At 57.9% G+C, this 12,291-nt stretch carries 13 protein-coding genes; 7 read left to right on the top strand and 6 right to left on the bottom strand.

Annotation, left to right across the window (positions count from 1 at the left end; translation table 11 throughout):
• Positions 1 to 24: 24 nt before the first annotated feature.
• A complete protein-coding gene (locus ACIPLA_RS06145) occupies positions 25 to 867 on the bottom strand; it encodes a transporter substrate-binding domain-containing protein (RefSeq protein ID WP_401172356.1) in 843 nt (280 codons plus the stop codon).
• Positions 868 to 1,119: 252 nt separating this feature from the next.
• On the opposite strand from ACIPLA_RS06145, the gene ACIPLA_RS06150 reads away from it, so the two are divergent.
• Positions 1,120 to 1,980 (top strand): LysR substrate-binding domain-containing protein, encoded by an 861-nt coding sequence (locus ACIPLA_RS06150; RefSeq protein WP_007904461.1) that lies wholly within the window; start codon positions 1,120 to 1,122, stop codon positions 1,978 to 1,980.
• A gap of 5 nt (positions 1,981 to 1,985) precedes the next feature.
• Here ACIPLA_RS06150 and ACIPLA_RS06155 read toward each other — a convergent pair whose 3' ends face one another.
• Both ACIPLA_RS06155 and ACIPLA_RS06160 read right to left on the bottom strand, forming a co-directional pair.
• The gene (locus tag ACIPLA_RS06155) at positions 1,986 to 3,005 is read right to left on the bottom strand and encodes an ABC transporter substrate-binding protein (protein ID WP_401172359.1); all 1,020 of its coding nucleotides are present in this window, start codon (positions 3,003 to 3,005) and stop codon (positions 1,986 to 1,988) included.
• Between the two features lie 153 nt (positions 3,006 to 3,158).
• A complete protein-coding gene (locus ACIPLA_RS06160) occupies positions 3,159 to 3,374 on the bottom strand; it encodes a molybdopterin-binding protein (RefSeq protein WP_007904463.1) in 216 nt (71 codons plus the stop codon).
• A gap of 232 nt (positions 3,375 to 3,606) precedes the next feature.
• On the opposite strand from ACIPLA_RS06160, the gene ACIPLA_RS06165 reads away from it, so the two are divergent.
• Together ACIPLA_RS06165 and ACIPLA_RS06170 are read left to right on the top strand one after the other, a co-directional pair.
• Positions 3,607 to 3,768, top strand: coding sequence for a hypothetical protein (locus tag ACIPLA_RS06165; RefSeq protein WP_401172363.1), 162 nt, complete (start codon positions 3,607 to 3,609; stop codon positions 3,766 to 3,768).
• Entirely contained in the window at positions 3,765 to 4,412 is a 648-nt protein-coding gene (locus tag ACIPLA_RS06170) for a helix-turn-helix domain-containing protein (RefSeq protein ID WP_401172366.1), read from the top strand. Before ACIPLA_RS06165 ends, ACIPLA_RS06170 begins: the two co-directional genes overlap by 4 nt.
• Positions 4,413 to 4,741: 329 nt before the next feature.
• Here ACIPLA_RS06170 and ACIPLA_RS06175 read toward each other — a convergent pair whose 3' ends face one another.
• Positions 4,742 to 5,254: a hypothetical protein gene (locus ACIPLA_RS06175; RefSeq protein ID WP_256348754.1), complete on the bottom strand. Its 513-nt coding sequence runs from the start codon at positions 5,252 to 5,254 to the stop codon at positions 4,742 to 4,744.
• Positions 5,255 to 5,577: 323 nt separating this feature from the next.
• The gene (locus tag ACIPLA_RS06180; RefSeq protein ID WP_401172369.1) at positions 5,578 to 5,976 is read right to left on the bottom strand and encodes a DUF1801 domain-containing protein; all 399 of its coding nucleotides are present in this window, start codon (positions 5,974 to 5,976) and stop codon (positions 5,578 to 5,580) included.
• Positions 5,977 to 6,164: 188 nt separating this feature from the next.
• Here ACIPLA_RS06180 and ACIPLA_RS06185 point away from each other — a divergent pair, with 188 nt between their 5' ends.
• Positions 6,165 to 6,650: a cupin domain-containing protein gene (locus ACIPLA_RS06185; protein ID WP_401172422.1), complete on the top strand. Its 486-nt coding sequence runs from the start codon at positions 6,165 to 6,167 to the stop codon at positions 6,648 to 6,650.
• A 407-nt stretch (positions 6,651 to 7,057) separates the two neighbouring features.
• On the opposite strand, the gene ACIPLA_RS06190 is transcribed toward ACIPLA_RS06185, so the two are convergent.
• The gene (locus tag ACIPLA_RS06190; RefSeq protein ID WP_401172425.1) at positions 7,058 to 9,070 is read right to left on the bottom strand and encodes a sigma-54 interaction domain-containing protein; all 2,013 of its coding nucleotides are present in this window, start codon (positions 9,068 to 9,070) and stop codon (positions 7,058 to 7,060) included.
• A gap of 200 nt (positions 9,071 to 9,270) precedes the next feature.
• On the opposite strand from ACIPLA_RS06190, the gene ACIPLA_RS06195 reads away from it, so the two are divergent.
• The 3 genes from ACIPLA_RS06195 (at position 9,271) to ACIPLA_RS06205 (ending at position 12,248) form a co-directional block, all read left to right on the top strand.
• The gene (locus ACIPLA_RS06195) at positions 9,271 to 10,293 is read left to right on the top strand and encodes a Gfo/Idh/MocA family oxidoreductase (RefSeq protein WP_401172372.1); all 1,023 of its coding nucleotides are present in this window, start codon (positions 9,271 to 9,273) and stop codon (positions 10,291 to 10,293) included.
• Positions 10,290 to 11,078 (top strand): TIM barrel protein, encoded by a 789-nt coding sequence (locus tag ACIPLA_RS06200; protein WP_218396531.1) that lies wholly within the window; start codon positions 10,290 to 10,292, stop codon positions 11,076 to 11,078. Before ACIPLA_RS06195 ends, ACIPLA_RS06200 begins: the two co-directional genes overlap by 4 nt.
• A 243-nt stretch (positions 11,079 to 11,321) precedes the next feature.
• On the top strand, positions 11,322 to 12,248 hold the full coding sequence (locus tag ACIPLA_RS06205; RefSeq protein ID WP_401172375.1) for a sugar ABC transporter substrate-binding protein: 927 nt from the start codon (positions 11,322 to 11,324) through the stop codon (positions 12,246 to 12,248).
• The last annotated feature ends 43 nt before the right edge of the window (positions 12,249 to 12,291 follow it).

Below are 12,291 nucleotides of genomic sequence, written 5' to 3' on the forward strand. Positions count from 1 at the left end.
TATTGAAACGATGAGGTGAACCGGTCAGGCACCGTTGGCCTGGAACTGTTTCTGTAAATCCACCAAGGCCGGTGACGCGGGGGTGATGCGGTTGCGGGTCTGGGCTTCGATCAACCAACCACTGCGATGCAGTTCCTTGACGATCGGGTCAAGCCGGTCCTGGGTATCGCGTTCGCCAGGTCGGGTCCAGATCACTGAAGGGGCCGGGTTGAGTTCCGGACTGAGCGCGCGATAGCCCTGCCATTCGGCGTTGTCGGCGATCAACGGGTTGATCAGCGTGGCGTCATGCACCGCCGCGACGCAGTTGTTGCCACGCAGCGCAAGCAAGGATTCCGACGAGCTCTTGAAGGCCTTGATCTCAACGCCCAACTCGGTGAGCGGCTTGATGTAGCTGCTGCCCTGGGAGGTGCAGACGGGCTGGCCTTTGAGGTCTTCCCAACGGGTGATTTTGCTATCCTTGAGCAGCGCCGCGGAACCGCCGACGCGGTAGAACGGTGTCGGCACAAAACCGAGAATCTCGCCGCGTTCGGCCGTCCATTCCATGTTGGCGATCAGCAGATCAACTTTGCCCTGCTGCAAAAACTGCACGCGGTTGGCGGGCAATACCGGCACCAGTTGCACCTCGGCGCCCAATTGCCGGCCCAGCTCCTGAGCGAGGTCGACGTTCAAACCCCGTGGCTTCTGGGTACTCGGATCGATACTGCCAAAGGGGCCGCCGGACAGTACAACCCCTACTGTCAGCACATGGCGTTGCTGGATCTTGTCCAGCGTTGCATCAGCCTGAGCACCGGCACTGGCGGCCAATGAGATCAAGGCGCCCAGCATGGCAGGCAACAATCGTTTTACAGGTGAGCGCTCAAGCAACATGGATTTCCCCTCATGGAATGATCGGCGTCCCCCGACCTGATGTGAGGGCATCCTAGGTACAGCGTTGGTGTAACGGAAATTCAAATATCTAATATCGTTATAACTTGCCATGTTTTCGCTAAGCGACAATCTTCTAATCCCCAGTAATTACTGGCCTTTGTGACTTACACAGTGAAACATCGCCAAAAACACATAAATAAATGTAATGTTTATGTTTGCAGCCTTGATATAAAAACAGCCTCAGGAATGGCCATGTCGACCTCATCTACCCTCGATCTCGAATTACTGCGCACCTTCATTGCCGTGGTCGATCACCACAGTTTTGCCGAGGCCGGCGCGCAACTGGCCCGCACGCAATCGTCGGTCACCCAGCACATGCAACGCCTGGAACAACAAGTGGGGGTGAGCCTGTTCGAGAAGCGCGGGCGACAGAAACAACTCACCGAACCCGGTTTGCAGTTGCTGCGCCATGCACGGCAGATGCTTTCGCTCAACGACGATGCATTGAACTCGCTGCGCGAAAGCAACTTGAGCGGCGTATTGCGCATCGGCTCGCCCCATGACATTGCCGACACCATCCTGCCGCCGATCCTCAGCCACATCGCCCGCTCGGCCCCTCGTTTACGCCTGGAGATCGATGTCGGCCGCAGTCCGTTTTTGATGGATGACCTGCACCGGGGCAAGGTCGACATGGTGATTTCCACTCGCGAAGACCCGACGCTCGAAGGCTTTGCCTTGCGCACCTCGCCGGTGTGGTGGATCTGCTCGGCGCAGTACATCCATACGCCCGGCGAGCCCTTGCCGCTGATTCTGGTGGACGAGCCAAGCATCTATCGCCGCTATGCGCTGGAAGCCCTGGAACGCGCGAACATTCCCTGGCGCCAGGCGTACCTGGCCTCGAACCTGATTGGCATCAAAGCCGCGACCCGTGCCGGACTGGGCGTCACGCCCAGAAGCATGGAAATGCTCGGCCCGGACATGCGCGTCCTCGGCGAGACCGATGGCCTGCCACGGCTGCCGGACGTGACCTACCACTTGTGGATTCGGCCCAACACCGTGAATCCGCTGGTGCGTCGGGCCTATGAATTGATCAGAAGCAGTCGGGGGCTCTGACCCGCTCAGCTTCCCTCGCTGCTGTGTGCTTCTTCAAAGAAGTAATCCTTCCAGCTGGCAGCCTTGTTTTTCAGCACACCGAGTTCCTGGAGTTTCTCGGCGTAGATGAAGGTGCGCTGGGGCACGACGGTGAAGTCGATTTCAGGGTCGGCGACGATTTTCTCAACCAGTGGCAGCGCCAGCTTCGATTGTTCCACCCGGATATAGGTCTGGGCGGCTGCGGGCTTATCGGCCTTGATTATTTTCTCGGCTTCGGCGAGTGCCGCGTAAAACGCCTTGTAGGTTTTCGGGTTTTCGTCGTGGAATTTCTCGGTGGTATACAGCACGTTAAACGTGGCCTGGCCACCCAATACGTCGTAGGAACTCAGCACCTTGTGTACGTTGGGACTCTGCAGCTCCTGGTACTGGAACGGCGGACTGGAGAAATGTGAGTTGATCTCCGAACCGCCGGCAATCAGCGCCGACGTCGCATCCGGGTGGGCGAGACTGATCGAGATGTCGTCAAACTTCTTGAAGTTTTGCGCGCCAAACTGTTTCGCCGTTTCGATTTGTAAAGTGCGCGACTGGAAACCTACCCCTGCAGCCGGTACCGCGATGCGGTCCTTTTCGGTGAAGTCCTTGAGGCTTTTTACGTTCGGATTATTGGTCAGCAGGTAGTTGGGCATCGACCCCAGCGAGGCGATGGCCTTGACGTTTTGTTTGCCCTTGGTCCGGTCCCAGATCGTCAGCATCGGCGGCACGCCTGCCGACACCACATCCAGCGCACCGGCCAACAACGCCTCGTTCATCGCCGTGGCACCCGAGATACTGTTCCAGTCGACCTTGATGTCGAGGCCCTGCTCCTTGCCATGTTTCTCGATGAGCTGCTGATCGCGCACCACATCCAGGATCAGGTAACCGATACCAAATTGCTGGGCAATGCTGATTTTGCCTTCGGCCTGAGCGCCGGGGCTGAGTAACGCACTCACCGCAGCCACGGAGGCTGCCAACAGTGTCAATGCGGAGCGCTTGAAAGGAGTCGCCATGAAAACCTCAACGTTATGGAAGTCGAGACGTAGCCCCTGTAGGAGCGAGGCTTGCCCGCGAAGAACGCTGACGCGTAATACCTGAAAAACTGCGGTGCATTCTTCGCGGGCAAGCCTCGCTCCTACAGGATTTTCGTCGCTCAATTTTCAATTTCAGAGCTTGGCGATCGACACCTCAGTGGATTTGACGAAGGCAATCACCTCGCTCCCCACTTTCAATTCAAGGTCGCGCACCGAACGGGTGGTAATCACCGAGGTGACGATCCCGGAAGCGGTTTGCACGTCGATTTCGGACACCACTTCGCCCTCTAGTATTTCCTTGATGACACCCTTGAACTGGTTGCGGACGTTGATCGCTTTGATGGTCATGATGAGGCTTCCTGTCTGGTGTCGGGCGCATCCGCATGGATGTGCAGGCCCTCAAAGTGCACCACCTGAACCGACAACAAAAGGAATATATAATTATCTGTTTATTCCTAAATGGAATATTAATTCAAATAACCAAAATGAATTAACACATACAAAATCAGTATTTATCGTTATAAAAATATCCACGTACTCTCAGCTCATCCCGTCATTCATCACCACAGTGAAGTGCCCCATGAATCCGACTGACAACCTCATCGACTTCGCCCGTTACCGCAAACGCAAACAGGCTCAGCAACGGGCACTGGCCATGTGGGAAATGTATGCACGTAACGCCGGCCTACAGGCCTATCAATGGGTCCAGGCCGCTCATTCAACCGAGCCCCGTCACGCATGAACGCGCAGCAACCCTCGCGATTTCTGGCGAGCGCAGACGAACCCGTGACGGACTTGAATAATCTGGAGCCGCTGGAAGAAGACCCGATCTGCGAGCGAGTCGCACAGAACCTGCAACGGCTGCGGGGCAAGCGTCACTTGTCCCTCGACGCGCTGGCCCGGCAATGCGGTGTGAGTCGGGCAATGCTGGCGCAGATCGAGTCCGGACGCAGCGTGCCTTCCATCAAAGTGCTGTGCAAAATTGCCAAAGGCCTGAAGGTCTCGGTGGCCGCCTTTCTGGAGCATCGGGCCTTCGAAGGTGTGGCCGTGCTGTCAGCGCGTGAGAGCAAACGCTTGGTCAGCGCCAGCGGAGCCTTCATCAGCCGCGCCCTGTTCCCGTTCGACGTGGCACGCCAATCGGAGTTTTACGAACTGCGCCTGAGCCCTTTGGGCGAAGACCACAGCGAGGGGCATGGGCCCGGTGTTCAGGAGAACCTGGTGGTGTCGCAGGGTGTACTGGAAATCAGCGTCAACGATGAACGTTACCTGCTGTCTACCGGCGACTCGATCCTGTTCTACGCCGACCAGCCCCACCGCTACCGCAACCCCGCTGACAGTGAGGCAGTGGCTTATCTGGTGGTGACTTACCCGGAACGGCTGGATTAAACACCTGAAAGAGCAATGAACATCCAATGTGGGAGCGGGCTTGCTCGCGAAGAGGGAGTGTCAGTCGACATTAATGTTGCCTGGCACACCGCCTTCGCGAGCAAGCCCGCTCCCACAGGGGAAGCGGTCATTAACAAAACTTTTTGTATGACACAAATCCTGTGGGAGCGGGCTTGCTCGCGAAGAGGCCAGCACATCCAACATTGATAGTGGCTGACACGCTGCCTTCGCGGGCAAGCCTCGCTCCTACAGGGGGATGTGGTGTCTGCGGGAATGAAAAAGCCCCCGTAACCGTAAGGTCGCGGGGGCTTCTTTTGTGTTGTCAGGGATCAGCAGGTGCAGCACATCAGCGGCATGCCATTGCAGCTCATCATCATCGGCATGCTGCAATCGTTCATCATTTTCATCATCAAGTCGCAGCAGCTTTTCATCATGTCCATGTTCATGCCGGCCATCGGCATGATTTTGCACATCATGCAGTCGGCCATCATCGTGCATTCCATCACGCACTTCATCGACGGCATCGGCATGCCCATCATCGGCATTGGCATCATCATGTTCATCATCGGCATGGCCATGCTCGCCTGGGACATGCACATCATGCTCATGTTGGCGCAGTGCATCATCATCGGCATGCCGCAGTTCATCATCATCTGCATCATTTCAGCGCTGTTCTTGAACATGGCCATGTCCATGCCAGCGGCCGGCATCATTTTGCACATCATGCCGTCGTCCATCATTTCGCAGCTCATGGTCGCCATCATCATCGGCACGCCCATCATCGGCATCATCGACATGTTGGTATTCATCATCGGCATTGGCATCTGCATGGCGTTCATCATGGTGTAACTCCCTAAGCGATTCGATAGTTGGACGAAGCTGATGGAGGCGGATTCTAAGGACTGGCGAAGGGACGACAAGATGATGGCCGAGCAGCAGGTTTTGATGTTGAAACCGCTTTAGTGCCGCGGGCGGTACGGCACCGTCTGTTATAGCGGCTACAGAGTCAACATCGCATACAGAATCAAAACGAAGACGCGGTTTTATCAGTTACGGATATTCGCCCCAGAGCTATATAAAGAACCGAAAGAAATAATCGATCTAAACAGTGCCGATTTTTTTATCCGAGAACTCTGGAGTCGATCAGTTAGCCGTATAGAACAATTTACTTCGACGTATTGAGCGCCACCGCCGCACGAATCAGCACCTTCAACGCCTCTTCATCAACCCTCTCGCCTTCATGAATATCAATGGCACGTCGGGTGTTGCCTTCAAGGCTGGCGTTGAACAGACCTGAAGGATCCTCCAGCGAAGCCCCCTTGGCGAAGGTCATCTTCACGGCATTCTTGTATGTCTCACCGGTGCAGATGATGCCGGCGTGCGACCACACCGGAACCCCTCTCCACTTCAATTCCTCGACCACTTCAGGGTCGGCCTGCTTGATCAGCGTTCGAACCCGAGCGAGGGTCTCACCCCGCCAGTCAGTCAGCGCCTTGATTTTTGCGTCTATCAGTGCAGAGACAGAGCCTCCCTCCTCGCCGTCTTTTGGGTCGATCTTCTTCATGATGGTTGTCACTCCTCAGGGTGTGCGCCGGTAGGACCAGGTCAGCATAAACTCATGCTTATGCGTTATAGCACTGGTTCACAATGGGTATATCCGCGCTCCGGCATTCGGCTACCGTCAACATATATGACTTGATTGCACAGGCTCTGCTCCTGTGCGTTGAGGCCCCCAGACACGAGGAAACCATGATGATTGCCCACAAAGCGACCGCTGTTTTGTTGGCCTTGCTCAGCCCTGCCTTTCTGACATTGACCGCCCTGGCCGAGGAAGCGGGTTTTATTGCCGCCACCTCATCCGGACTCAACTGGAAACCTGCGCCAGCGGTGGGCCCCGGCGCAATGATTGCTGTGATTGAAGGTGACCTGAAAGCCGCCGAGCCCTTCACCCTGCGCTTGAAGCTGCCGGCCAATACAAAAATCGGCGTGCATACCCATCCCGTGACCGAACGCGTAACCGTTATCTCGGGCACCTTCTACTTCGCCACCGGAGACACCTTCGATCCGGCACGGGCCAAGGCCTATCATCCGGGTGACACCCTGATCATTCCTGTCGGCACGTCGATGTTCGGCGCCAGTCGAGAACAGGAAACCGTGCTTCAACTCCACGGCACAGGGCCTTGGGGAATCACTTACCTCAACCCGGCGGACGATCCCAGGAACAAAAAAATGCAGTGAGCGCTAGCCAGGCACAATGAATCAATCATGCCTGGCCACCGCACTATCACCCCTGCGAGACACTTTTGAAGTCCGGCAACAGGCTTTTGGCTGGCATCGCTGAAGACACAGCAACAATGTCCGCTTGAAGCGTTTCGGGCTTCTGCTCCGTTGCAGATCGTGACCTCAGAGAACGCTCGAGGCTGAACTCTCCTCATCAAAGGTTAATGCTGTTTACTTAAGCGATTTCAGCCACGAGGCATTCTTTGTAGCAGCTGCCGAAGGCTGCGTTCGGCTGCGAAGCAGTCGTGAGTCCGGCTGCCATGGTGTACCTGATGCACCGCAATTGCTGATTTTACGACTGCTTCGCAGCCGAACGCAGGCTGCGCCAGCTGCTACAGATCGCATTACGGCTTAAGTGAACAGTATTACCGGTCAGAGATGGCTCCTTCACGAAAAGCATCGGCACTCAGCCCGAATCGATTCATCTTGTTGTACAACCCGCCGCGAGAAACATTCAGCTGCCTCGCGGCCAGGCGGATGTTGCCGCGGGTATCCCTGAGGGCTGCGATGATCGCATTCATTTCATGGGTGCCGAGGTCCAGGGCTGCCCGGGGTTCGGGCGCACTTCCTGGCGCCAGCTGACGTAGCCTTTGCTTGATTTCAAGCGGTAGATCAGCTGGCTGAATCAGTTCGGTCACCGCCAGATTGGTCGCCCGTTCAATGGTGTTTTCCAACTCGCGAACATTACCCGGCCAGCTGTAGGCCGAAAGAATATCCAACGCCTCTGGCGAGATGCCCTGCACCGATTTGCGCAACGACCGGGTGCAACGATTGAGAAAATGCCGCGCCAGCAATGGAACATCTTCCCTACGCATCCGCAGCGGCGGAACCGTCAGGTTCAGCACATTGAGCCGGTAGTAAAGATCCTCACGGAAGGCGCCATCGGCAACCGCCTGGCTCAGGTTGCGGTGGGTGGCGGCGATGATGCGTACATCCACCTGCTGCGATTTTTTCGCGCCCACGCGAGTCACCTCGCCTTCTTGCAAGACGCGCAGCAGGCTGACCTGGGCATCAAAAGACATGTCACCGATTTCGTCGAGAAAGATCGTTCCGCCATCGGCCAATTCGAATTTCCCGGCAGAGCCGCCACGGGCCGATCCGGTAAAGGCGCCCTCGACATGACCAAACAGTTCGCTCTGCACCAGATCTCGCGGAATGGCCCCGCAATTGACCGCCACAAACGGACCGCTGCAACGGTCGCTGGCGTTATGGATCGCCTGGGCAAACAACTCCTTGCCGGTGCCGCTTTCACCCAGGATCAGCGTGGTCGAGTCACTGCGACTGGCAATCCGTCCCAGGTGCAACGCGTCCTGTATGGCTCGCGAACTGCCTTGAATGGTCTCGAAGGTGTAGCTGGCTTGAGTGCCGATAATCCGCCGGGTAATTTCCCGGATGCGCCTGTTCTCGCGCAACGAAACAATGCGCCCGCCCTGCTCCAGTGGGCACACCGACACCAGGCACGCCAAGTGGCTGCGATCATGCAATTCAAACGTGCAATCCAGGTCCCGTAACCCTTCCCCGCCGCGCAGCAAAATCTCATCGGTCAACTCGCTCTGGCCCAGACGCTGGAACGGGCTACCCAGCAGATCCAGCCCCACACGGAACAATTGGCGGGCATAGCGGTTGAGCGCCTTGATGCAGCCCCGCTCATCCAGCACCACAAGGCCCTCGTTGAGCACTTCGAGAACGGTTTGTTGTTCTTCCAGCAGAGCTTGCAGCGCCATCTGCCGCGAGACCGCTTCGGCCGCTGCCTGGACGGTGCCCAGCGTATGGAAATGAAACCAGCCCGGCTCGGCGGTCAAGGTCAGCATGGCCAGCGTCCTGCCCTGCGCATCCCTGATCGGCGCGGCAGCACAATGCATGCGCCGGCGACGCAGGCCGATCCCGAAGTTTTCCTCGGCCAGCACATACACCAAGCGATCTTCGGCAATCGCCAGCCCGGTGCAGTTGGTGCCCTGCACCGACTCCAGCAGCCGACTGCCCACCGGCGTGAGGTCCAGGCCGCAGAAATACAGGGTCGTGCCTGCGGCATCGGTCAGATTGATATGGCCCCTGGGGTTGTAAGCCAGCAATCCCTTCATGACCTCCGCCGCCGCCGCGATCAAGGCACGATTGGCCGCCAGCGTTGCAGCCAGAACGGTCGGGGCGACAAACCGGTATTCGCCATCCTCAGGATCGAGGCCGGCACTGACGCTGCGCAGCCAGGAGTCCCAGATAACCTGCCTGACCCCGGCCGGTCGATCGGTGCGGCCGTTCAAACAAGCCAGCCAAGCCTGGTCCAGTTCGGCGATCGGTCCTTCGTTCAACGATGCAGGCCCGAGCGCGGTGATGTAATCGAGGTCTTGCGCGCTGAAGGCTGCTAGCTCTGGGTTCACCATCATCGATCCGCTTCTATGTTCACGTTTTAGACATGTCAGTGTAGACATGTCATGCGAATGAACACATCTTTCAATAAATATTAATTAACTCCTTAAATATCAATCATTTATATATTGGCACAGCCCTTGCTCTCTTGATTAACGCCAGCGAGGACATTCCTGCTGCGAGTCATTGAACAACAATAAAAGGGAGTCATTTCATGAGTACGTCCAAGATCATCCGCCTGGGTCTTATCGGTGCTGGCCGCATGGGCAGCTTTCACGGCCTGACTGCCGCCAGACACATTCCCGGCGCCTGCCTGGCCGCCATCGCCGACCCTACCCCCGGTCAAGCCGCCCGCCTGGCCGCAGAGTTGGGTGTGCAACGGGTCTATACCGATCCACAGCAACTGCTCGATGACCCGGAAATCGATGCTGTCTTGATCGCCGCCCCCGCCCGCAGCCATGCCGAACTGGTGATCAGTGCGGCCCGTGCAGGCAAAGGCGTGTTTTGTGAAAAACCCATGGCCATCACCCTCGACGAGGCCGACCGCGCCATCGCCGCAGCCGCCGATGCGCGCGTGCCGCTACAGGTTGGCTTCAACCGCCGCTTCGCCAAAAGCTTCCGGGCTGCCCATCTGGACGTGGTCGCCGGCCGCATCGGTACGCCACAACTGCTGCGCTCGCTGACCCGCGACCCGGCGCTGAACAATCCGGCTGCCTCGCCGCAGTGGGTGATTTTCCTCGAAACCCTGATTCATGACTTCGATACCCTGCGCTACCTCAATCCCGGTGCCGAAGCGGTTGAGGTTTTTGTCATGGCCGATGCCCTGATTGCACCGGACTACAAGGCCAAGGGCTTCCTCGACACCGCCGTGGTCACGATCCGTTTCGACAACGGCGCCATCGCGACGGCCGAGGCCAATTTCCAGGCCGTGTATGGCTACGATGTTCGAGGAGAAGTGTTCGGCAGCGCCGGCATGCTGACCATGGGCAGCCTCAATGATTCTGACCTGGTTCGTTATCTGGCCAATGGCATCCAGACAGACACCCAGCGCCTGGACACCGACCTGCTGCGTGATGCCTACGTGGCCGAGCTCAATCACTTTGTCGACTGCCTGCGCACCGGTGAAAAACCGCTTGCCAGCGGCGAAGATGCCCGGGCGGCACTGGCCATTGCCCGCGCGTGTATCGAGTCCTTCCAGCAGGGCAAACCTGTGCGCGTGCAAGGAGCCCATTCATGAGTTTCACACCGTTCAAACTGGCGATCAGTGCCGAAATGGTCTTCCTCGACTTGCCGTTCACAGAGCGCGTAAAACGCATTCACGCGCTGGGGTTCAGTGCCGAACTCTGGGACTGGACGAAGAAAGACATTGCGGCCCTTGTCGCCACGGGCGCTGACTTCACCTCGATGACCGGCTACATCTCGGGCAACCTGACCGACCCCGAAGATATCCAGCACCTGCTCGACAGCGCACGAGAATCGCTGGCCGTCGCCGCACAACTGAATTGCCCGAGTCTCAACCTGCATGGCACTGGCCTGGGCGACAAAGGTTTGCCGGTCAAACCCGTGGCCCACACCACCGGACGCATGTGGTTGAGCGCCTGCAAGACCCTGGAAAAAATCGCTCGCCTGGGCGAAGACGCAGGCCGGGTATTCTTGCTGGAAAACCTCAATACCGAGGTGGATCACCCCGGCACTCCCTTCGCTCGCGCCGACGATACCCTGGCGCTGATCGAGGCCGTGGGCAGCCCTCATCTGAAGATGAACCTGGACCTTTACCATGCCCAGATCGGCGAAGGAAACCTGATCGAACTGATCCAGCGCGCCGGCAGCGCCATCGGGGAAATCCAGGTCGCCGATGTCCCCGGCCGCATGGAACCGGGCACCGGTGAAATCCATTATCCGGCCATTGCCAAAGCCTTGTTCCGCATGGGATACACCGGTGTCGTCGGGCTTGAGGGCTGGGCCAGCGGCGACAGCGAAGCGGCACTTGAACGCTTTCGGCAAGCCTTTACGCTGGATTGAAATGCCGGTCAGCGAGGCTGCGTTCGGCCCTTGTAGGAGCTGTCGAGCCTGCGAGGCTGCGATCGGCTGCGAAGCAGTCGTAAAACCAGAAGTCGCGGTGTGTCAGGCAGACCGTATCAGCCGGATTCACGACTGCTGCGCAGCCGATCGCAGCCTCGCAGGCTCGACAGCTGCTACAGATCGCACTACGCATTTTTTTGATCTTGGTGAATTTCAACTCATAACAAAAAAGGAAAAACCATCATGCGTCGCTGCACACTTCTTTTTGCCACGCTGTTATTCCTCTTCAGCCAATGGGCCGTCGCCAGCTATCGTATCGGCGTCAGCATTGCCAGGGTTGACGACAACTTCATGACCTATGTGCGCAGCGGCCTGGAAGATGCCGCCAGGAAGGAGAACGTCCAGATCCAGTTCGAGGATGCCCAGGGCGATGTGGTTCGCCAGCTCAATCAGATTCAGGGCTTTCTCGGCCAGAAGGTCGATGCCGTCATCGTCCTGCCCGTGGACACCGCCGCCACCGCCAACATGACTCGTGCCGCCGTCGAAGCGAAAATACCGCTGGTCTACGTCAACCGCCATCCGGACGAACGCGTCCTGCCCAAAGGCGTGGTCACGGTGGCGTCCAACGACGTTGAGGCCGGGCAACTGCAAATGCGCTACCTGGCTGACAAGATGGCGGGCAAAGGCAACATCGCAATCATCATGGGCGACCTGGCGCAGAACTCCACCCACGACCGCACCGAAGGCGTCAAACAAGTGCTCAAGGACTATCCCGGGATCAAGATCGTCGAACAACAAAGTGCCGAGTGGCAGCGCAACAAAGGGATGGACCTGACCAGCAACTGGCTGCTGGCCGGCACCGGCTTCGATGCCATCGTGGCCAACAACGACGAGATGGCGATCGGCGCCGCCATGGCATTGCAGCAAGCCGGCAAAGCCAAGGGCGAGATTGCAATTGTCGGCATCGACGGCCTGCCTGACGGTCTGGCGGCCATCAAGCGCGGGATGCTCGTAGCCTCCGTCTTTCAAGACCCCAAAGCGCAAGCGACCAGCGCGCTGCAAGCGGCCATCAAGATGATCAAAGGGGAGCCGGTCGAGACGGATGTCTGGGTGCCCTTTCAGCTGATCACGCCGGAGCAGGTAGCGGTGTTTGAGCAGCATTATAAATAGGGTCGAACGGCTGACATCGCGGTCTTGGCCGGGCGCCTTCGCA

It is taken from the genome of Pseudomonas sp. NPDC086112, from assembly GCF_044746425.1.
In the GTDB taxonomy this organism is placed as follows: domain Bacteria; phylum Pseudomonadota; class Gammaproteobacteria; order Pseudomonadales; family Pseudomonadaceae; genus Aquipseudomonas.

Excerpts from the sequence above, each read along its gene's own strand:
- ACIPLA_RS06145 (WP_401172356.1), bottom strand. The coding sequence starts at position 867 with ATGTTGCTTGAGCGCTCACCTGTAAAACGATTGTTGCCTGCCATGCTG.
- ACIPLA_RS06150 (WP_007904461.1), top strand. The coding sequence starts at position 1,120 with ATGTCGACCTCATCTACCCTCGATCTCGAATTACTGCGCACCTTCATT.
- ACIPLA_RS06155 (WP_401172359.1), bottom strand. The coding sequence starts at position 3,005 with ATGGCGACTCCTTTCAAGCGCTCCGCATTGACACTGTTGGCAGCCTCC.
- ACIPLA_RS06160 (WP_007904463.1), bottom strand. The coding sequence starts at position 3,374 with ATGACCATCAAAGCGATCAACGTCCGCAACCAGTTCAAGGGTGTCATC.
- ACIPLA_RS06165 (WP_401172363.1), top strand. The coding sequence starts at position 3,607 with ATGAATCCGACTGACAACCTCATCGACTTCGCCCGTTACCGCAAACGC.
- ACIPLA_RS06170 (WP_401172366.1), top strand. The coding sequence starts at position 3,765 with ATGAACGCGCAGCAACCCTCGCGATTTCTGGCGAGCGCAGACGAACCC.
- ACIPLA_RS06175 (WP_256348754.1), bottom strand. The coding sequence starts at position 5,254 with ATGATGAACGCCATGCAGATGCCAATGCCGATGATGAATACCAACATG.
- ACIPLA_RS06180 (WP_401172369.1), bottom strand. The coding sequence starts at position 5,976 with ATGAAGAAGATCGACCCAAAAGACGGCGAGGAGGGAGGCTCTGTCTCT.
- ACIPLA_RS06185 (WP_401172422.1), top strand. The coding sequence starts at position 6,165 with ATGATTGCCCACAAAGCGACCGCTGTTTTGTTGGCCTTGCTCAGCCCT.
- ACIPLA_RS06190 (WP_401172425.1), bottom strand. The coding sequence starts at position 9,070 with ATGGTGAACCCAGAGCTAGCAGCCTTCAGCGCGCAAGACCTCGATTAC.
- ACIPLA_RS06195 (WP_401172372.1), top strand. The coding sequence starts at position 9,271 with ATGAGTACGTCCAAGATCATCCGCCTGGGTCTTATCGGTGCTGGCCGC.
- ACIPLA_RS06200 (WP_218396531.1), top strand. The coding sequence starts at position 10,290 with ATGAGTTTCACACCGTTCAAACTGGCGATCAGTGCCGAAATGGTCTTC.
- ACIPLA_RS06205 (WP_401172375.1), top strand. The coding sequence starts at position 11,322 with ATGCGTCGCTGCACACTTCTTTTTGCCACGCTGTTATTCCTCTTCAGC.